Raw genomic sequence first — 21,603 nt, forward strand, 5'->3', positions numbered from 1 at the left:
CTTGAACGATTTTCCCGTCCTTATCGATATAAATATACTCAATATCTTTTTCATCTTCAAAAACAACTGTAAGGGCCCCCTCATTCCCAAATTAGTTTCAATTTTAAATTCACCTTCATCGTATTTTTCTATCAAATGGTTATAAATCTCTTTTTCAAGTATAAAGAGCTTATATTTGATTTTTTTCAAGAAAAACTTTTTGCTGGTTACCCTTTGTTATTTAGTAAATTAATGAACTTTATTGTCACTATACAAATTATATTTTGGATAAATTTCTCTTTATTAACAAAATATTTTATTTTAGTTTATAATTTTAGTTAAATAACATTTTAAGGTTGATTGAAATGAATGAAAAATTAGTGAAAGTACAAGAAGCTTTATTTGAAGATGATTTATCAACGAAGTAAACGATGGTACTCAATTTTGTACACAAGCATGAAAAATGTACGATGGGCGGTATTGTGCACTATGTGGAGAGTTCTCCTAGTACTGAAAGTCAAATAGTGCCGCGACTTGAAAAAAAAATTATCTCAAGCGTGACATTAACCCAAACAATCGTCGTGAATTGGTTGTCATGATTGCTGAACACGGAGAAGCGTATTATCGTCGAGAAGAACAAATTGACAAGCTCATTATTGAAAAATTTAATAGCAAAATGCCAGTTGGAGATTTAGAGCAACTGTGCAGCTTAATTCTGCGCTTGCATTAATTGTTGAGGAGGAAATTACAAACGATGGTTTGGAATAAAGTAAAAGAACAGCTTGAAAACACGTTTAATGGTACTGTGCTACTTGCGCAAGACGAGACAATTTTATTACAAGGTGCCTATGGGGAAGCTTCTATTCAAACACATGCTCCTATGCAACTTCATCAACGTTTTAACTTAGCTTCTGTATCAAAACCTATTACAGCATTAGGTATTTTACTATTAGTACAAGAAAATCAAATCACATTAGATGATGATATTAACAAGTGGTTCGCAAAATTGCCTTACGTTAATATTACCGTACGCCACTTATTACATCATACATCAGGTTTGCCCGATTATATGGAATTGTTTGCAGATCATTGGAACGAAACAACATTTGCGACAAATGAAGATGTGCTACAGCTACTAACTCGATATGCGCCACCTCGCCTTTTTGAAGCAGGTGAACGAATGGAATACAGCAATACAGGTTATGTATTACTCGCTCTTTTGATCGAGCGTGTCACTAATAAAAGTTTTTCTAAATATATGACAGAGGCTATTTTTAAACCTTTAAATATGATGCATACAACTGTAACTTCAACTACTTTTACAGAACAATATACAAATGAAATTGCACATGGATATGTGTATGATGTGTATGCTGGCCAACATGTTGACCCTGCTGAATTTGAAGAAACTAAAAGTACTATCTGTTTGAATTATATTACTGGTGATGGAGGGATCTATTCAACGGTAGAGGACTTATGGAAATTAGGTCGTGCTGTCATTCATGCACAACTTTGGGAAGAAGCTCTACTTGAGCAAGCCTTTACCCCATCGACTCTTACAGCAGAACAACCTTTTTCTTACGGAATGGGCTGGATTATTTATGAAGATGAACAGCTGGGAAAATGCGTATGGCATAACGGTGGTTGGCCGGGCTATGCAACTACATTTAAAATTCATCTGCAATCTAAAACCATTTTTGTCTTTTTACGAAGCAAAGAGCAAGAATTAGATTTTGAAATTGCGATCGGCGAAGCGATTGAAAAAGCACTTATCACAAATGAATTACATTTACCGAAAAAGCCTAAGCAATTAAAAGCTGTGCATTTACCAACTGAAATTTTAAAGTGCTATGAAGGTAAATACCAACTACAAGAACATCCTGAACATGCAATTGAAGTAGTCTTACAAGAAGACAATCGCTTATATATTTTCTTACCAAGTTCAATGCCACTGGAGTTACATGCGATTAAAGAAGATGAATTTTTCTTACGTGGTTTAGGCGTTCTAGTAACGATTAAACAAAATACTTTAACTGTTATCGAAGGAAATCAAAAAACAATCGCAATAAAATAATATCAAATTTGCAGTTGTAGCTTTAAAATAAAGTCATAATGTTTATAAAACAGATAGAAGTTTTACCCCTTTGGATTTGTTTATCTAAAGGGGCGTTTTATCGTGAATAGAAAAAAATGATCAAACTTTTTCCAAAATGGATTCTTTTTATATTTCTTAGAATATATGCTTAGATTTGTTTGATTTCTTTTAACTAGCATTCCCATAAAGTATAGAAAGTGAATTTAAACTGGAATCATAATCGTAAAAACAGTGCCTTTTCCTTTCTCACTTTCTACTTTAATCATACCTTTCACTTTATGTATGGTGCTATAAACCATGAGCATTCCTAACCCTGTTCCTTCCTTTTTCGTTGAATAATAAGGTTTTCCTAGAAAAGAAATTTCCTCATTTGTCATGCCAGTTCCTTGGTCTTTAATTTTTATGATAATGTTCTTCTTTTGCTCTGCAATATCAACCGTTAAGGTACCACCATTATCTTTCATGGCCTCAATCCCATTTTTATACAAGTTAATGAAGCATTGTTGCATTTGATTTTTATCAAAAGCTTTATGCAAAGAATTATGAAAACTCACATGTAAATTAACATTATACATATTAGCGTATGGAATAAGTATATTTTTGGCATATTCCGTTTCTTCTTTCAGATCGGAGTCCACCATGTTTTCACATAATGGCTTGGAGAAAGTTAGAAAATCACCCACGATTTTTTCAGCTCGCTTCAATTCTTGTAGTGAGTATTCAACATAATCTTTATCTTTTAATGAGATCGACTCTGAATGGCTTAATAATTGCAAAAAACCGCTCGTAATGGTAAGTGGGTTTCGGATTTCATGTGCCACACTAGCCGATAACTCACTTATTACTTGTAATCTATCTGATTGTATAAGCACTTCACGAGCTTTCATATTTGAGATGATACGCTCGATTAGAAGCATTAGAATGGTCGTCAAGACTACATGCGTAGTAATGGCATTAATAGATAATATCCAGAACTCTCGGTTAAATGGCATTTGAAAGATTAGTGTTGCAAGATAGAAACACACCGAAAAAAAAGAGAACATTGTAGCGAAAGAAATTCGATACCGACTATCTAGAGATTTAAATTTATTACTGCACATTGACACAACTACTAAAATGATAGTTGAAAATAGCAATGACTGTATTACCCCTTCGCCTCCAATAATAATTCGGTATGTATTAAGGACGATATAATGGAGTAATGTATATTTATATCCCCAGTAAAGTGAAACAATTATAAAAGGAATATATCTTAAATCAAAAATAAATCCACTTTCTAAATGAATAGGTACCGTCATGCATAAGATCATAATTATTGCTATTGTAATGTTAAGTATAGGTTTTCTATAATAAAGATTTCCATTTTCAAAAAATATGAAATATGCTAGAAATGGAATCAATAAAAACAGGAAATTTAATAGTAATGTTTGAAACAAAATTGTACTTCCTTCCGAGATAGATTTAACTTCTATCTATTTTTAACATAGCTAACACGATAAAGATAGATTGAATCTAACTTCCGCGGAAAATGCCAATCTCTATAAATAGGCATACTTTTAGTTTTCTCATAATGATGTAGTTTTTTAGTAGAGTTATTAGAGGTACACGTAGAACCCGCTCTTCCCCACTTAAAAGGAAAGGACTGAGAATTCTCTAATATATGGACAAATTATGCACAAACTATAACGCTATGTTCATGCCATTAATTCTAGTTCGAGTAATTATAATCTGCAATTTGATATCCTAGAGTATCAGTTTTTCCACTTAGTCTGTTTTGTAACTTCACGAAGCAAGAAATTCAGAAAACTGAAAAGATACTACTTCCTATAGCGATATTAGTTTACGAGCAATGAGATGCTCACATAACGTTGCTAAAGGTAAGCCAACCACGTTTAAATAATCCCCTTCGATACGATCAACCAAAAAGACACCTTCTGTTTGAATACCGTAGCCACCAGCTTTATCATACGAATCTCCAGTTGCGATGTATGCTTCTAATAATGCATCAGAAACGTTTTTAAAGACGACTGTCGTTTTTTCGACTAATGTTGTCTCAGTCCCGTCCTCTTCAATAATAGCCACAGCAGTTAATACATCATGTGCTGAGTTGCGTAGTTTGCGAAGATGTGACAACGCTTCTTCACGACTCGCTGGCTTATGTAGTAATTGGTTGTCTTTTGCAACGATTGTATCTGCACCAATGACTACTCTACCAGGTGATATATTCGCGACCGCGCGTGCTTTTAATAATGCAACCTCTGTGACATATTGTGTGACCTCTGATGCTTGTACACTCGTTTCCTCTACATCAGCTGTAACAATGTCAAATGGAATATTTAAACGGCTGAAAAGCTCTTTTCGACGTGGTGATGCGGATGCTAAAATAAATGATTTTGTTGTTTGAAATTGCATAGTTTCACTCCTCATTTTTATCATACAAAAGATGACGATATTTGCAAAATTGAATCTAATGGTTAATTATAATTGAAAATATAATAATCGAAAAAAAATAGATCCTATGTAGACTAAAAATCCCCTTATGTCTATAAAGACGTAAGAGGAAAAGCTTGTCTTAAATTAGATGCATTATGGTTTCATAGGCAAGATACACGCTACAAATTGTTAATACAGTAGCGATTATATTTTCCACCTTACTACCTGTTCGGGTTGTAATTGGAAAGCGTACTGTAATGTTAAGTGGAAACAATAACTTAATGCCATTTTTTGTAGCCATATCAAGCATATAATGGCTGACCATCCCTATTAATACACCTGCTGTGATGGATTCATTCGAAATATATGTATTCATGACCATGGCCATAAGGAATAAAAACAGCAAACTATGTGTGAACGATCGATGCCCAAATATCTTATTGACGATTTTGGATGTTATACGAAATGTCCGCCCTATTTTACTACCACTGTGGCAAATATCTGGAATCAATGCTCCAACAACACTAAAACCAACTAGCACTATTGGATCGTAATTTGAAACTTGTGCAAAAGCAAGACCTGCTGTAATGCCACCTATGATGTGAGTATTTCCTGTCATGCTTTCATTCTCCTTAAATCTATTAAAATGTATACCTTCTTACATTACACTATTTCGATTCATAATTGTATACAAAATGATGATTATGTGATAAATAAATTAAATAAGTTAGTACATATTACTTAATTAGTCTGTTTGTATTTTTGACTTCGTATAAGGAAATTGTAGACTTCATCGATGATATGATATTACATTGCTATAAAATTGGTACTAAGTTGCTCATAGAGATTTTATTTTATATTTCTTTCTTTTTAACTCTCTTTACATCTCGAATTATATATCCCTTTTTTCTATTTTACATAAGATCTATGATAAAAAAACTGCACCTACAATCAGTAAGATTGTGGTGCAAGCATACTTTATATCGTTAGCATTATTTGTTCTGATGTAATATGTTCATTTACATCGATATCTAAAATAGTAAAGCCCATTTGTCTAATTAAGTCAACTACTAATGCATTCCCCATACAGAAATACCGCATTCGGTCTGGCATTCCAGCAGTCCAGTGATCAGGGAATGAATTTAATCGCTCACATTCAATCGGTGTTAAAAATCGTTTTCGTCCATCAACCTCAACTACATGTGTACTACGATTAACTGAAGCTTCACTTGTTAACATTGTACGGCCTGGTCCATTTAAATCATCAGTTGGTGACATTCCACCTTCAGAGAAAATGTATTTATGTCCTTCTGCTGAAGTACGCTCAATTTTTTTTGGTCCTCGTAAGTATGCAAACTTCTCAACTTGAGCAGACGTTAAATAGTACTTTTCATCAATTGTTGCTTCATCTACTAAAATATCTTTTAAAGGGATGAATTTTTCGTTTTCTACAATTGTTTGTGCTGTGTAAACATTTCCATCCGTCATGATACCTGCTGTGTGGAAACCAAAAGAAAACTTGTCCGAAATTTCTAGAATATCTTCTGGTAAAGTTACTGCACTAATACGATCTTTATAGGGTTCTTGTTTTACAGGGAACGTATTTGCAAAGAAACCTTCTTTAAACACTAATTCATTTGGACTGTAATTAAGTTGTCTTTCCGCAAAATCAAGTGTGTTTTTGTATGCGAAAATAAATACACGACGTCGTTTTTGTGCACAACCGTATTCTGCTGCATTTACTACTCGCCATTCCACGATATAGTTCAAATCACGGAATGTCGCCAACATAATTGCATAATCACGTCCACGTTGTTTTGAGGGTGATTTTAATAAACGATCAACGTTTTCCAAAAGTACATATTTAGGGTGCGAGTTTTCAAGTACTCTTTTAATCTCCCAAAAAAGTACTCCTTTTTTTCCTTCAAGCCCTTTCTCATTTGATAAAGAACGAGCTACAGAATAATCTTGGCAAGGAAAGCCGCCTACTAATAAATCTATATTTAACTTCTGGAATACTTCATCAGGAACTGTTGTAATATCTTCATTACTATGAATTCCACTATTGAAGTTTCGAATATAACAATCATATGCATCTTGCGTTTTGCGCGATGGCTCCCATTGGTTTGCCCAAACTGTTTTAAATACATCTGAGTTTGCATTTTCCAAACCTAATCGAAATCCACCCACGCCTGCAAATAACTCGACTACATTTAGAGTTTCTTTCATTTAGCGAACATCCTTTCTTATGTATCCTTATTATAATAATTAAGAACACCTTAAGTCAAGATCGAATCTTATAATGTTAACATATTAATACTTACATATCAATTAAAAGCAGGACTTAAGACCTTTAGTTAAGACTACTTAAGCAACTAAACAATAATTATATTATCAGGGCAGGCTCCTATAATCTCCACTTAATAGTCATCATTTCATAAAATTATTCAACTTCTTCAAATAGCAATTTTTTCAATTGTTTATTGTAACTATATTTCATTAGTTTCAAATTAAACCATTCACTAGTTTTAGGAGGTCTTCTTCCCTTTGTAAAGACTCTTCTACCAATAGAATTTTTTAATTCTATTACTTCTACTGGGAAATTTTTCGCCACAATAAAAGCTTCTATCATATCATAATCCCCATATGCATTTTCTTGATTGACCCAGTCGACATACTTCATAACTTGATGAATAACATCAACTGTTGCATTATCCTTTTTTATTTCAAGCACCAAATATTTCGATACTGTGTTAAAGCTGGGTATAAATTTATAACCGAAAATATCCATTTTATCCATATAGTCTACAGGTTTAAATGGAGAAGCTACTACTTGGTGTGAAAGATAATCCCAATTACCAAATTTTCCATTAGGATTATTTTTTATGTAATCAATAATTCCTGCTTCGATTGCCATTTCATGCTTAATAGAGTCTCCACTCGATGCATTTTCTAATATATTTTCAGATGTCACCTTATATCTTTCATTATATAATTCTCTTAATCTATCGTGAAGAAGAATTGAAGTATCAAATATATTCTCCTGATCAAACATTTTTGATTCGTTTGATTTTAAAATTACATCTAAAAGAGCCTTATTTTCAATATCATCAATTTTTATAAATGAAAGCTTCCATAAAACTCGTAGCATTTTAAATGCTCTCGGATTAGATTCTAATACGTCGTCCATATCAATACCTTGTTTATAAAAATTGGGTGCTCCTTCGAAAGTACATATAAAGCGATTTCCTAAATTAAATTGAGTTTTATTTAATACCATTTGGTTCTTTAATTCTCCAAATTCTTTACATTGCGGAAAATCCGCATCTGGAAAATTCAAGATTTTACAACCACCTGAAATATTTATCAATTTACCTACGCCATATATTTTTCTTTTAATAAAGAAATAAACATTATCTCCTTCTGACATTGAAAGATAATCTGCAAATGTTCCCTCATGGTGCGTTCCCCAAGTATTTTTATTAGTAATCTTTAGGTTTGTACTATAGATACCGTTTTTAATAATTTCTTTTAATGAATCAAAACTATCTAAAGTAAAGATATATCCTGCCATCATTTCACCTTATTCTTTCACTATTTCTGCAACATAACCTGCATTCAACCAATAACATTGCTTCGTAATCAACTGTCCATCTGTTAGCTGGATTTTATCGTTTCCATCAGCTCCTTTAGGACGAACATGCACTATACCATTAAAATTTGATTTAGGGAAGTTATTTTCAATCCCTTTTTTCGTTTTAGTTAAAATGACACCTTCATTTAGTACTCGACGAATTTCTGTCCAATAATTAAAGAGTTCATTTTCAATTGTTTCCATTGGCATATGCCAAAGTTTAATACCTTTAAAGCGCAAAATATTTTCTTTATCGAACTGGAATACTACAAATAGTAACTGCATTTCGAGAAAATAGTTTCGAATGTAACTATCTTCCCATCCTTCTTCCAGAATTCCATGAAAATCGATGTTTTTAAATGACATGCTTTGTTGTGGTTTACCATTTTGTTGTAAGCGTACAGTTTTAAATTGAATATTTGCCTTTGCAAACTCTGCAACTTTATCTAGTTTAGTTCCCTTTACTCCTAATAAGGCACTAATTAAATTCGCAACAGATGAGCGATTACTTGGATTAATTTTCACTTGTAATTGATCAGCAATTTCATAGAAAGTCATACCAATATATGGAGCGAATTTTTCTTTTAACAGTTGGTATATTGTTTTTTCCTTCAATTCATTTTTAGAAGAAAAATACGTTAATGTTTCTTTTGATATGTATTCTCGGACAATAGATGTCATATATGAACTTTTCAGTGAAAATGCTCGCTGCATAGCAAGTTCACCAGAATAAGGCTGTTTGCGTATAGAATTTTTATTGGCTCCTTTTGTACAAGCCCCTAAATATTGCGTGTCTCCTTCAGAAAGTAGATGAGCTTCTCCTTGGCGAATCTTATCGACTATAAACTCCCAGTCCTTTTTGATGATAATTAAATCTTCTTCTGGAAATTCATAAAGAATCGTCTCAATAATTTTATAGTCACCACGATCCAATTCTTTTTTCCATTCATAAAACATGAGTAAAAGCTTTTGATTTTTCTTCCAAAAACTAGAGGTTTCAAAAGTATAATTTACTTCTTCTATATAATTAATAATATTTAAAACGAGCCGTTCCTTCGCAGAAAAGCTTTTATCTTTATTTTGTTTAAAAGGTGTTACTTTAAGCTCTACAGCAAGTTCCGCAAAATCAGCCTCTGCTTTACTATTGATTTCATACTCGAAAAAACTTTCTTCTATTATATTACCCAATGCCCCAGTTGCTCCTTTTTTTGATAAGCGCCCCTTTTTGTCGATTTCTGCAAAAGTCAGACCGCGGGCTTGTTGGGCTTTATTTTCAAGTTCTTTTATACTCTTATAATCCATTTATTACCACTCCCCTTTTCATTCTAAACATTATCTAACTCTCAACTCTTAGAATATATCATCCTATTTAACTATTTTTATGTATTGATTATACAAATATATTATAGCACGTATAAAAAACTCCCCACTGAATGAAAGATATAATTCTTTATTTTCTTCATAGAGCAAGGATAAAAAATTTATTTATTATCCTCCATTAATGAGTACTTTAAAAATTCCCATTATTCAGAACTTAACTTCTCCATAGTTAAGTACCTCGTTGTATTATGTACTTAACAACAAAAAGATAAGGTTGTGAAAGCAATGGAGAAAGAGCAATTACGAGGGAGTTTGGATTTAATTATCCTTTCTCGCATTTTGAAGGAGGAGAACTAAGGAGGAGACATTATTAAGAAAGTGTACGATGCTAGTGGAGAAATATTTAAGATAAGCAGGGTTCTCTGTACTCCCTGTTAAAGCGTTTAGAGAAAAAAGCGTACATTGAATCTTACTGGGGTGAAGAACATTTAGGAGGGAGAAGAAAGTAGTATAAAATCACTGCTTCTGGTCGTACATTATTTGGTGAAAAATTAGTAGGATCTCTAAATGCTCTTGAGCTTTTATTTCAAATAAACCGTTATGAGGGACAAGGTTATTTTTGATTTTTTTAAAAAGAGCATATTCCTGCTTATCTAACATTTTCTTAAGAAATCTAAATGTTGCCTTCCGCTTACTTGCTAATTCTGGAAAATATATATACAGGTACTTCCCCATTTTTCTTAAATAAATATCTAAAAAATTCTAAGTACTTTTCTTCTTGATGGAAATAATAATCTTGCCTTTTCTCTGTCATTTTTCAAACTAAAAAGTACCATTAAATCATCAAATTCTTCTACGGTTAACGCTCGATCAAATTGGTCAAGATGTCCTGTACAAAATTTTTCATAAGCTAATTCTTCATTTTGAATATCTAATCTACCGAATTTCTATTAATATTTTTTTCTTTTGATAACTCTTCAATACACAAAACTACTTCATTCCTTCTTTTTTTAATTCTTAACTCTTAGTACTTTTCCATCTCTGGTAATAGTGCTTTTACTTCACCATACAAATCTGTCTTAATTCTATAATTAAATTCATTAATTTCAGTAAATTCATTTACTATCCAGTCTTCTTTTACCTCATTGTTTAATGCGATGTGATGCAAATCTATATTTGGATAAACTTCTTTGTAATTTAAAGTGTTATTTTCTTTTTCTAGATTTGGATTCTCTGAGGGACCGTCAATATTTATGTGTAAATGAGTGTGACCTTTTCTTGTAGACGCTCTCTTATTCTTTTGATTTGAACATTAATTCCAACTCTGCACGTGATTTGTCGAACCCTAAATGACATCGTGTAGCGAAGCGTTGATTGTACTGATTAAACTGAGATACAAGAAAGCGTTCCAATGATTCTTCGTTTGGGAATTGCTCTTTTCGCTTGCTATATTTCTTGATTTGTTTATTAAAGGATTCTATTAAGTTTGTGGAGTAGATGCTGCGCCAGATGCCTTTTGGAAAGCTGTAGAACGTGAAAATATACGGATTTTCAAGCAATGCCTTTGTTACTTTCGGGTAAATTGATTTCCATTTCTCCACAAATTCTTGCAGTGCTTTATGCCCCATTTCGAGGTTGTCTGCACGATAAACAGTCTTAAAATCCTCGCAAATTTCAGCTCGATCTTTAACACGTACTTTATGTGCAATATTACGTGCAAGATGCACACAACACGATTGATATTTTGACTCGGGAAAGACGGAGAAAATACTATTCGTAATGCCTTTTAAACCATCTAAAATGAACAATAATATTTCTTCTGTGCCACAATCTCTGATATCTTCCAAAAGTTCTTTCCAAACTCTAGCTGATTCATTTGGTGCGATTGTGTAAGCTAAGACTTCTTTCGATCCATCTTCACGAATACCAACGGCAATATAGACGGCTTCTTTTTCGACTGTTTCACGTTTTAGAGCAATATAAGTCGCGTCCAAATAAACGCATGCATAACGTGCAGAGAGCGCTCGAGCTTGGAAAGCTTCTACCTGTTCAGACATCGCTTTCGTCATATTCGAAATCGTTTGTGGCGTGTAATGATGACCATACATTTTCTCAATTAAATCAGAGATTTCCGTCATCGTTACACCTTTTTGGAACATATGAATGACAAACGATTCGAGCGTATCATTTGAACGCTTATATGGAGCCACAGTCTGTTGTCTAAATTCACCGTTACGATCACGTGGAATGGCAATTTGGAGATTACCAAATTCTGTATGAAGCGTACGTGAATAGGCGCCATTTCTAGAGTTGCCAGAGTTGAAGCCAATACGGTCGTACTTTTCGTAGTCTAAGAAACATGTCAATTCGCTCGCTAAGAGTGCGTTTACGGCCGATTCTAGGTGAGTGCGAAAAACTTCCTTAATATCTTCTTTTTTTACTAGAGCTTGGACAATATCTGTTGTAAACTGATTCATAGGGAAGACCTCTTTTCTGTGAATTGTGTTATGGTGACTTAATTCTACAAGAAAAGGTCTTCCTTTTTCTATTTATTCATTTACACAAGATATTTTACGCTCTCGCCTGTTTTGACGATCCTTCAAGGGGCTATATAAGCCTGCTTTGAATCCCACCTCTACTGGCCGCACAAAAAAATGCTGTCTCAAAGGTCTGTAATGACCTTTGAGACAGCTCTTAGACAAGCCCGTATTTATTTTTTCAATGAAATCTCAAATTTGGAGCCAACTTCTCCTGCAAATACGATTCTACCATTCTTCGGTAATACGACCTGATTCTTACCGCTGACCACGGTATGGTTAATACAAAGGCCTTCTTGGTCATATACAGCAAATGAGCCCTTCGAAGGCATTTTAACCGTCATGACCTTTCCTTTGGCAGTCGCTGGAACTGAATACCATTTGGCAAGGCCGTCCGATTGGATTATTGTTGAAGATCGCTTACCCATATGGAGTGGTTTTACAAGTTCCTCACTAGCGAATATGTTACCTACTGCCGTAAAATACTCTAAGCCATTCTTCTTAAAGAAATTGATCTCCATCGTATCTCGACCAGCCATGACAGGGATTTGCAGTTGGTTAACTGCTTTGTTTGCTCCAGTAATCTTATTATTAAACAAATACCCTGGAAATTCTTTAACCGTATCCATTTGTATGATTGATCCAGGATTGAGATAGAGCATCGATGTATATTTCTCACTCACCAAGTAATATTTTTTACCTTCACGTTTCTTCCATGCGGTAGCTACATCTTTGGATAATACATTGGCCTCGAGCTTCTCAGCGTTATACTCTGAGACAGCGGTTTGTGGAAGCCCCGGTAATGTTATATATAAGCTGGACCATAAGTAGGTGCGCCCATTCTTCTCAACAACGAATTTTACCTTTTCTGTGCCTTCATCGTTTACAAAAGAACCATCAGCCGTATACGTATACTTTTGAGCAGGATTGTTCGGAGCCGTAATCGTGGATACAGACAATTGTCCCGCAGCATTCATTTCTACCTTCATTAACGAATTTGCACCACCATAAATACCTGCATACCTGGATAATTTCTGCGGCATATTTGCCTTTATAGGCACGCCATGCGACTTCTCCTTCTTCCGTTCATGAATAACCCCCTTCTCCTGAAGTGCACTAAGCAGTAGTTCATTCGCTAACAATTGATCGGTTAAGCTTTGACCACCTGAAGAGACAACGGCCGCAGCCATGTTATATTCCGGGAGCACAACTAATGATGAATGATAGGACATCGTATCTCCACCTTTTGTAAGTGCCTTGATGCCGTATTCGTTGAATGGGAATAAGCTCACACTATCCCAACCTAGTCCGTACCCGACTAATGACGGATCAGCTTTCTCCGGCCACATGCCTCTTTTATACTCTTCTTGTGCCATAGCTTCTACCGAGTTATTAGAAAGAATACCATCGACCTGTCCCGTGAAGATTTGTGAGAATTTAACAAGATCTTCAGCTGTTGAGTAAATACCTCCAGTTGCAATGACATTAGTATTCTCTTGTGGAAGCTGTCCCTCATAAACAGGGGAATAGACCCCAGCCAGTGTCGCTGAATCTACAAGATCCTGCGGTGTTTTCGTATGGTTCATTTCTAGAGGCTCTGTCAAATACTTGTGTATATATGCTGTAAAGCCCATGCCGCTAACTCTCTCTACCAGAATCTCAGCTAATGTAAAACCATCGTTACAATATACCGAGAACGCTCCTGGATCCGCCTTTAAGTTTTGAATGGCCAATTGCTCTAACAAAGTATCGTGTGCATACGTATCATTATCCCCATACAATGATGCATTACTGCCCGAGGTTCCTTGAAGACCAGAGGAATGATTCAGTAGCATGCGTGGTGTAATCTGTTTGTAACGGTTGTCTTTCATCTTAAAATCAGGTAAATATTTCACAATTGGCAAATCTAAATCTACCTTGCCCTCGTCTACAAGCTTCATAACAGCCGCTGTGAGCACCATTTTGCTCGTTGAACCTATACCATACATCGTTTTTGAAGTAAGTGGTATTTTGTCCGTCTTGTTGTTTTTGCCAGCATACCCTGAGATGACAATCTCTCCATCATCGATAAGCGCATATTGTAAACTTGTAGTGCCGTAAGTTTCTGTTAGCAGCTTGGCTTTCTTAACAGCTATTTTCTTACTCTCATCAAAAGTAAGATTACTACTGTTATTGGTGGTCGTTGTGGCCATTGTAGTCATTGGAGCAAGCATCATTAGCACGATGATAAAAGCGATAATTGGAGATCGTTTTCTACCTGTTTTTATGCCCATCCTCATTTTCATTACCTCTCTTTGTTTCATTCGTATCTTCTCCTATCCTCATGTATCATATTTTCCTACCTACAGATATTAATTCGCCATAGGGTTCTATTTTTCCTTGCTCCTATTTATTACAGACAATATTGACTATAATAACAATTGCTAAAAAAATTCCGATTGCTATAATTATTGCTCCTATTATTTTAAGTAGAATGATGAAATGTAGCATATGGGTCAACAGCTAGTTTCATTACCAATCTGGCTAAACCTGATTTTTTAAGTAGTTTATAAGTTTTTATTTGAAAGTCAGCATGCATACCGCCTTGCGTTGAAACACTGCTATCGTCCCCAACAAATGCACTCACGTTTTATTTGTTCTTGTACCCATCCTCATTTTCATTTCCTCTCTTATTTTCACTCTCATCTTCTCCTTTCCTCATCTTTTTTTGACTATCTTAACGGGCCGCTAATGAAAGCTTATACGACGAAGATGACTCCCTGTGACGACAATATGAACGGCGTATGAATGAACAAACAAAAAATGCTACGACGTCAAATGCAAGGAAGCTTGCACATGAGCCGTAGCAAGGAGATAGCGTTTAGAAAATCCGAGTTGGACATTTACAAAAAGAATATCTACTACATTAAACAAATGATCCCACTGAATTAGTTTCCAGTGGGATTTTATCGTCATTAAGTGCTAGACAGTCGTTCGATTATTTATCAAGTACCGCAATAAGTGCGATATGGGATTGTTGTTGCAGGTAGTGTTGTGTATTCGACCTGTTCGGTAGAGTATGCATAAGGGTTTGAAATAACACCCAAAAGCCGTTTCATCACACTGTAGTCGCCTTGATGCACTGCTGCTTCTAATGCGGCTTCTACCCTATGATTTCGTGGAATTACCGCCGGATTACTGTTCCGCATCAACTGATTCGAGGATGCTAGCGATTCCTGTTGTCTACTAAGTCTAGCTTGCCAGAGCTCATACCATTGAGCAAACTCTTGAGTCCCATATAGGCCAGTTTCCTCCAACATATCTAAAGTTAATGCACGAAAAGTATTGGTATAATCCTCACTATACTTCTTCATCATACTGAGGAGCCCATTAATAAGAGCTTCATCTTCGGTCTCTTCGTTAAATATCCCGAGTTTGGCTCTCATTCCTGCGAGCCATTTGGATTGGTATAACTCATTAAAACTTGATAACTGATCTTGTGCCAGCCCGATAGCCTGTTCCAGATTATCATGCAGCAGAGGCAATAAGGCTTCAGCAAATCGCGCAAGATCCCAACCTGCAAGAAACGGCTGATTGCCATAGGAATAGCGTCCTTGAATGTCAATGGAACTGAATACTGTTTCTGGATCATAGACATCCATAAAAGCACAAGGACCATAATCGATGGTTTCACCACTAATGGTCATGTTATCTGTGTTCATCACACCATGAATAAATCCAACAAGTTGCCATTTAGCAATAAGCTCAGCTTGACGTTTAATTACTTCCTGAAGGAAAGAAAGGTATCGGTTTTCATTCATTTCAATATTAGGAAAATGCCGCTCGATAGTATAGTCAGCCAAAATTCGTAGTTCCTCTAAAGTGCCCCATTTTGCAATGTATTGAAAGGTACCGACACGTATATGACTAGAAGCCACACGAGTCATAACTGCACCCGGTAGTTCGGTTTCACGGATAACTGACTCACCTGTTGTCACTACTGCAAGACTACGGGTAGTAGGAATACCAAGCGCGTGCATGGCTTCGCTGATAATATATTCTCGTAGCATTGGTCCAAGTGTTGCTCGACCATCACCCCCGCGAGAATATGGCGTTCTACCTGATCCCTTAAGCTGAATATCAGTTCTCTCACCATTTGATGAGATGTGCTCACCTAACAGCACTGCTCGGCCGTCTCCCAACATATTAAAATGACCGAATTGATGCCCCGCATAAGCTTGAGCAAGAGGCGAAGCACCTTCAGGAATCTGATTTCCTGCAAGAATTTCTATGCCTTCTTCTTTTTGTAGCCCTTGAACGTTTAAATCCAAGGATGTTGCCAACTCGCTATTGAAAATAATCAACTCCGGCGAACTTACTGGAGTTGGGTTGGTGCGGGAAAAAAATGAGTTCGGTAGCTGACTATAACTGTTGTCAAAGTTCCAACCAGTTTTATTATTTTTTGTCATGTTTTCTCCTTTTTTGTCTTTTTTAAAATCGCTTTTCGTTTTATAAAGCAATATTCATAAACATTTAATATTATTTTTAGTTACCTTCATTCTGTATTACGCAATACTTTTCCTTAATGTTTACTTCTACCTATTTATTATACCGTTTCCAGTCCTTTATTATTGTTTATTTTCGGAATTGGTCACTTTGAATGTCCACCACAATTTTTTAATTTTTTTAGCATTGACCTTCATGAACTGGATATACCAACTAACAAATACGAAAAACTTCCAACTCAGTTTAGCAAATAAAGATCAATAAATACTCAGTTTTGAGTAGTATTTTCTGTGATAAATAACCATTTCAATACCATATGTAAGAAGAGTATTCTTAAGAGTTAAATGAGCTTGATAAATTAGTTACTGAAAATAAATAAAAAATAGGAGGTCTTTATTTGGAATATCAACGTGCGCAAGAAATTGTTGCTTCACCATCGGAATTCGAAGTGAGCTATAACGGTGTTTCTGTATGGATTGATAAACTACATGATAATGGAAAATTAGCAACCGTCCATTTAAGACATTCATTAGAGGAAAGATCCGAAGTAGATATCTCAGAATTAAAAGAAGAATATCCAGTACAATAATAAAATGATCCCATTGGAATTATATCCAATGGGATTTTATGGTTACTTAGTTTGCAATAGATTGTGAAACTAAAAATTTATGATATTCACCATCTTATTTCAGAAGAATTTTTCTATTTCCGCTTCATCTTTAACTCAATTATTTCTTCTTTCTTTTATTTGATTGTTTGTGATGCCAATAAGTTGAATAATTTCCTGGGGAATGTTTTGATCAAAATATACAAGTCCCCTTCAGTTTGGATAGTTTCTCCCACATTAATTGCAACAATTGAAAGTATCCTGTCTCCCTTTTCAAATGAAAAGCCTGTTATTTCAATATCAAAAACAACTACATTTAATTCATGCAAAGATGTAATTAGTGCTTTTTTTCTTTATTTATTTCTTTATCCCTCACTTCATACGTTTTCGTAATATTATCTAAGTTATATTATACTGATTCAGATAAAGCATCTTCTTTACTTTCAAATTCTTTAGCATTAGCGAAATTAGGAAATACATTAGACACAAGCAATGTAAATATAAAGCTACAAATTATAAACTAATTTTTTCATTATAACAGCTCCATATCTATTTTTTTGTAATTAAGAATGTTATAATTATTTATTAACGAAGATACATTTTTTAAATATATTGGTATAAATATCTAAGTTAATAATATTTGTACATTATAAATAATCTATACAGTTGTAAAAAACAAGTGCGAGGTGAGCCTTTTGTATTTCTCAGACATACAATTTTTTATGCTTTTATTTGGTTTTATTATAATGATTTTAAGTTTACTTAAAGTTTATCAAATTAAAAAGGAATATTTAATCAAACATATGGAATTAGAAGTAGAATTAAAAAAAATAGAATTAGACAGACAAAAAATAAAAGTAGAAAATACGTGACTAATAAAGAATAAGTATAATGTACTAGGCCTTTTGTAAATAAAGTTAAGACCTTTTAGAATACTCAAACATTTTAGAAAACAAAGAAGGTTTCTTTTGCAGTTTTTGTTCTTCCTCCAACGTTTCTATTTTCACATTTAGCTTCTTGATTTCATTCATAAGTGCGTTTATCTGTTTGTTACCTTCATTGATTAGATTCAATCGCCCTTAAAGTTGCATTTTACTTGCTACCACACACTCTAACACTCCAAAAAAGCGGTATTATAACGTTGCAACGTGTTCAGCCATGTTTTCCATTGAGCTTACTTAATAAGAAGGAATAATATTCCCTTTTGTAGAATAGTGGCTATAAATATGTTTAGTACTAACAATTAAAGGAGCTGAAATCATGATAACAAATACTACTATTTTGAATTTAAATAAGGAAAGTTGGGAAAAATCTGCAGAACGTTTTTTTGGAAGAACAGCTCTCCCAGACTACGGGCCATTCTCTCCAAGTGAAGAACAATTAAAATTATTTGATGATATTTCAGGTCTAAAGGTATTGGATATAGGGTGTGGTAGCGGGCACTCTTTACTCTTTATGGGGAGCCAAGGAGCGGAGGAACTATGGGGATTAGACCTTATTTGAAGCCAGGAGGGATATTCATCTTTAGTTGGGAACATCCGATTCACGATCGTTTGACCTTTGAACAGTCATCATTCACTTTTAATAAATCCTACAATATTGAAGGTCCTGAATATAACGAAGCTTGGCATAATAGTGTTGTTATACACCACCGGAAACTAAGTACATACATAAATACACTAATTGAAACTGGTTTTACAATTGAAAAGGTAATAGATGATGTTATATTACCTGATAACGAGGTTTCAGATACTCCATCTAAATGGTATTCAACCCAAAAAGCACAATTAGTGCCTGCAACATTTATTATTAAAGCATCTAAAAAGTAATTAAAATGAGAGAACACTTATTTGTGGTATAAAAAAGTGTTCTCTTTTTCCATTATGATGTTTTCTTGATTGAATATTTCAAGCTCATATAATTTCATTTTCTCTACGAATGATCGGAATAGCCGCAAGAACGTTATCAATAATAAAAGTACGTTTATCGCGCTTAACAAAGCAATAGGCTAAGAACTTTTCTGATGATACTTCAATAATTTTCACACATCGTTTCGATATCTCTCCACTCTTCGAAATATACATCAAGTTAACCAATTGTTTACGCTGCATTGCATTTATTAATTGCACCTTTACAATATCCACTCCTTTTTGTTCTTTAAATAAAAAAGCCAGGCGATCGAATTCACGGTTACCTAGTCTAAATGTAGTATGCATATGGAACCTGCTCTACCATATTATGAAGCACACACCACTTCCTTATGGACAATCATGAAGATGTTCTGTACGGATTCTTAGCGAGTGATGAGGCACGTTTTGTTACTGGTTCTGAACTTATTATCTATGGTGGATGGACTACGGAAGCTCTTCATCCCGGTTCGAATTCCTCTAACTCAGAATTTTCTTTTGGCGGTGGCGACTAAAAAAATAGATTAGACTAGGTGAGCCATATCTTCTGTCATTGTAACGATAATAATAAGGATATTTTTTATGCCATTGACCAACAAATCAAATAAAACCCATCTTTAAAATAGTAAAATAATAATTTTAATACTTTTACCTTTCAATATTTATTTCAAATTTCTTTTATTGGAGGTTTATTATGTTTTTTTCAATATAAAAATGCTATAAATTCTTCTTATTTTATTTTCCATTTCACCTTAAAATTACAATTACATTTAAGTTAAAAAATGTAATTTGCGGACACGTAATTTAAGATTTTACATCCTTCTATTGGAAACTAAAATACTCTTTTTAAGTTCTTTGAAAGGTCTTACTTTATACCGTAAATTTAAATAGGTCTAAATTCACATTTTCAAAAAATATTTTATCTACGATTCTATGTATAAAACAAACTAACAATATAGATTTTAAACCATATATGCCAACGTTTTATCTGCGTTTCATCAAATTTAACACTGCGAAAAACTTATCGGAAATGATAGTTCCAAGTACGGCTTTCATTTGATATGAAGTTTAGTAAACGATATAGTAATAAAGTAAACACTCTATTTTGCCCTTGAAAAATTCCCATATTTGCTGTTGTTTTTCCTCTTTTTTCATAATCCTCATCAGTAGTAAATTTCATTATTTGGTAAAAATAAGAGTTAAGCAAGCATAAATAAAATGACTTATTTCCATTTACTTTATTAAATAATTGGAAATTCAAGTAAGAAGGATTGTTTTAGTCAACTTCGCACATGATAAATCAATGACTTCTTTTTTATTTACGAAATAATTACATTTCTGAATTGTTATTTCATGACTGCTTCTGTTTTCAAAAAGAATATAAGAACGAGGTGTTTAAATGGATCCTTTTGTAGAAGTAAGAAACGTATCAAAGATTTTTGGTAAGTCTCCCAAAGCAGCACTGGAGCTTTTAGAATTAGGTCGTTCTAAAAAAGAAATTTTGAAAGAGACTGGACAAACTTTAGGTGTAAAAGAAGTGAACTTTAGTATTTATCCTGGAGAGATTTTCGTTATTATGGGCTTGTCTGGTAGTGGTAAATCTACGTTAATTCGTATGTTTAATCGTCTGATTGCACCAACTATTGGCGAGATTTTAATTGATAATGAAGATATCGTAAAGATGAGTGCTGCCCGTCTTAGAGAAGTAAGACAACAGAAAATTAGTATGGTCTTTCAAAACTTTGCTCTCTTCCCCCACAAAACAATTTTAGAAAACACAGAATATGGACTTGAGATTCAAAAGAAGCCTATTAAAGAACGACGTGAGAAAGCTATGCAAGCTTTAGAAATCGTTGGACTTAAAGGGTATGAACATCAATTACCTTCACAACTGAGCGGTGGTATGCAACAAAGGGTAGGTCTTGCACGCGCACTTGCTAGTGACACAGATATCTTACTTATGGATGAGGCATTTAGTGCACTCGATCCATTAATTCGAAAAGATATGCAAGATGAACTACTAGAGATACAAGAAAATTTCAAAAAAACAATTATCTTCATTACACATGATTTAGATGAAGCATTACGCATTGGTGATAGAATCGCCTTAATGAAAGATGGAAGTATCATTCAACTTGGTACTCCAGAACAAATCATGATGAGTCCAGCAAATGAATTTGTAGAAAAATTCGTTGAAGATGTTGATCTATCTAAAGTATTAACTGCTTCGCACATTATGAAACGACCAGAGAAAATCGGTATCGATAGGGGTCCTCGTGTTGCATTAGAGATCATGCGTAAAGAAGGATATTCTAGTATATTCGTGGTGGATCGTAAGCAAAAATTACTGGGCGCGATCTCTGCCGAACAAGCTCGTCAAGCGATTGATCAAAACCTATCAATATCAGAAGTCATGACAACAGAAGTACCAACAGTGCCTGAAGATGCGCTTTTAGTAGACTTAATGGATGTTATGGCAACATCTTCTCTTCCAATATCAGTTGTGGACGATAAACACAGAATCAAAGGAATTGTTATTCGCGGAGCTGTCATTGGCGCATTAGCTGGTAACAAAGATTCCTTGAATACATTGGAGAGTGATTAAA

General features: G+C 34.3%; 18 protein-coding genes and 1 pseudogene. 8 read left to right on the top strand and 11 right to left on the bottom strand.

Features of this window, described 5'->3' with window-relative positions; genetic code table 11:
* Window positions 1-574: 574 nt before the first annotated feature.
* Together ACQKMD_RS09070 and ACQKMD_RS09075 are read left to right on the top strand one after the other, a co-directional pair.
* A complete protein-coding gene (locus tag ACQKMD_RS09070; RefSeq protein WP_427751324.1) occupies window positions 575-709 on the top strand; it encodes a hypothetical protein in 135 nt (44 codons plus the stop codon).
* 24 nt (window positions 710-733) lie between these two features.
* The gene (locus ACQKMD_RS09075) at window positions 734-2,053 is read left to right on the top strand and encodes a serine hydrolase domain-containing protein (protein WP_427751325.1); all 1,320 of its coding nucleotides are present in this window, start codon (window positions 734-736) and stop codon (window positions 2,051-2,053) included.
* 224 nt (window positions 2,054-2,277) lie between these two features.
* Here ACQKMD_RS09075 and ACQKMD_RS09080 read toward each other — a convergent pair whose 3' ends face one another.
* The 6 genes from ACQKMD_RS09080 to ACQKMD_RS09105 all read right to left on the bottom strand — a co-directional run bounded on the left by ACQKMD_RS09080 (window position 2,278) and on the right by ACQKMD_RS09105 (window position 9,443).
* A complete protein-coding gene (locus ACQKMD_RS09080; protein WP_427751327.1) occupies window positions 2,278-3,510 on the bottom strand; it encodes an ATP-binding protein in 1,233 nt (410 codons plus the stop codon).
* A gap of 388 nt (window positions 3,511-3,898) precedes the next feature.
* On the bottom strand, window positions 3,899-4,486 hold the full coding sequence (locus ACQKMD_RS09085) for a Maf family protein (protein WP_427751329.1): 588 nt from the start codon (window positions 4,484-4,486) through the stop codon (window positions 3,899-3,901).
* A gap of 160 nt (window positions 4,487-4,646) precedes the next feature.
* Window positions 4,647-5,126 (bottom strand): metal-dependent hydrolase, encoded by a 480-nt coding sequence (locus ACQKMD_RS09090; RefSeq protein WP_427751331.1) that lies wholly within the window; start codon window positions 5,124-5,126, stop codon window positions 4,647-4,649.
* Between the two features lie 359 nt (window positions 5,127-5,485).
* Window positions 5,486-6,736, bottom strand: coding sequence for a DNA (cytosine-5-)-methyltransferase (gene dcm / locus ACQKMD_RS09095; protein ID WP_427751333.1), 1,251 nt, complete (start codon window positions 6,734-6,736; stop codon window positions 5,486-5,488).
* 214 nt (window positions 6,737-6,950) lie between these two features.
* Window positions 6,951-8,081, bottom strand: coding sequence for a hypothetical protein (locus ACQKMD_RS09100; protein ID WP_427751334.1), 1,131 nt, complete (start codon window positions 8,079-8,081; stop codon window positions 6,951-6,953).
* A gap of 9 nt (window positions 8,082-8,090) precedes the next feature.
* The gene (locus ACQKMD_RS09105; protein WP_427751336.1) at window positions 8,091-9,443 is read right to left on the bottom strand and encodes a Sau3AI family type II restriction endonuclease; all 1,353 of its coding nucleotides are present in this window, start codon (window positions 9,441-9,443) and stop codon (window positions 8,091-8,093) included.
* Window positions 9,444-9,892: 449 nt separating this feature from the next.
* Here ACQKMD_RS09105 and ACQKMD_RS09110 point away from each other — a divergent pair, with 449 nt between their 5' ends.
* Window positions 9,893-9,970, top strand: a complete 78-nt coding sequence (locus tag ACQKMD_RS09110; protein ID WP_427751440.1) for a hypothetical protein — start codon at window positions 9,893-9,895, stop codon at window positions 9,968-9,970.
* 783 nt (window positions 9,971-10,753) lie between these two features.
* Here ACQKMD_RS09110 and ACQKMD_RS09115 read toward each other — a convergent pair.
* From ACQKMD_RS09115 to ACQKMD_RS09130, 4 genes and pseudogenes are all read right to left on the bottom strand, one after another.
* Window positions 10,754-11,938 (bottom strand): IS256 family transposase, encoded by a 1,185-nt coding sequence (locus ACQKMD_RS09115; RefSeq protein WP_427751338.1) that lies wholly within the window; start codon window positions 11,936-11,938, stop codon window positions 10,754-10,756.
* 233 nt (window positions 11,939-12,171) lie between these two features.
* On the bottom strand, window positions 12,172-14,301 hold the full coding sequence (locus ACQKMD_RS09120; protein ID WP_427751340.1) for a serine hydrolase domain-containing protein: 2,130 nt from the start codon (window positions 14,299-14,301) through the stop codon (window positions 12,172-12,174).
* Between the two features lie 182 nt (window positions 14,302-14,483).
* Window positions 14,484-14,624: pseudogene (locus tag ACQKMD_RS09125) on the bottom strand (alpha/beta hydrolase); the annotation flags it as partial.
* Between the two features lie 358 nt (window positions 14,625-14,982).
* Window positions 14,983-16,446 carry a protein adenylyltransferase SelO gene (locus ACQKMD_RS09130; RefSeq protein ID WP_427751341.1) on the bottom strand — a complete coding sequence of 488 codons (1,464 nt, stop codon included), beginning with the start codon at window positions 16,444-16,446 and terminating at the stop codon, window positions 14,983-14,985.
* A gap of 434 nt (window positions 16,447-16,880) precedes the next feature.
* On the opposite strand from ACQKMD_RS09130, the gene ACQKMD_RS09135 reads away from it, so the two are divergent.
* The 3 genes from ACQKMD_RS09135 to ACQKMD_RS09145 all read left to right on the top strand — a co-directional run bounded on the left by ACQKMD_RS09135 (window position 16,881) and on the right by ACQKMD_RS09145 (window position 18,919).
* Window positions 16,881-17,072 (top strand): H-type small acid-soluble spore protein, encoded by a 192-nt coding sequence (locus ACQKMD_RS09135; RefSeq protein ID WP_427751343.1) that lies wholly within the window; start codon window positions 16,881-16,883, stop codon window positions 17,070-17,072.
* 1,278 nt (window positions 17,073-18,350) lie between these two features.
* Window positions 18,351-18,593, top strand: a complete 243-nt coding sequence (locus tag ACQKMD_RS09140) for a hypothetical protein (protein ID WP_427751345.1) — start codon at window positions 18,351-18,353, stop codon at window positions 18,591-18,593.
* Complete coding sequence (locus tag ACQKMD_RS09145; protein ID WP_427751347.1) at window positions 18,572-18,919, top strand: hypothetical protein; 348 nt, start codon at window positions 18,572-18,574, stop codon at window positions 18,917-18,919. The genes ACQKMD_RS09140 and ACQKMD_RS09145 overlap by 22 nt, the downstream gene beginning before the upstream one ends.
* 84 nt (window positions 18,920-19,003) lie before the next feature.
* Here ACQKMD_RS09145 and ACQKMD_RS09150 read toward each other — a convergent pair whose 3' ends face one another.
* Window positions 19,004-19,306, bottom strand: a complete 303-nt coding sequence (locus ACQKMD_RS09150; protein WP_427751348.1) for a transcriptional regulator — start codon at window positions 19,304-19,306, stop codon at window positions 19,004-19,006.
* Between the two features lie 44 nt (window positions 19,307-19,350).
* Between ACQKMD_RS09150 and ACQKMD_RS09155 the strand changes: the two genes are divergently transcribed.
* Window positions 19,351-19,512, top strand: coding sequence for a hypothetical protein (locus tag ACQKMD_RS09155; protein ID WP_427751350.1), 162 nt, complete (start codon window positions 19,351-19,353; stop codon window positions 19,510-19,512).
* Between the two features lie 884 nt (window positions 19,513-20,396).
* Window positions 20,397-21,602 (top strand): quaternary amine ABC transporter ATP-binding protein, encoded by a 1,206-nt coding sequence (locus tag ACQKMD_RS09160; protein WP_427751352.1) that lies wholly within the window; start codon window positions 20,397-20,399, stop codon window positions 21,600-21,602.
* The last annotated feature ends 1 nt before the right edge of the window (window position 21,603 follow it).

Origin of the sequence: Viridibacillus sp. NPDC096237 (genome assembly GCF_050278625.1) — a bacterium.
Taxonomy (GTDB): Bacteria; Bacillota; Bacilli; order Bacillales_A; family Planococcaceae; genus Viridibacillus.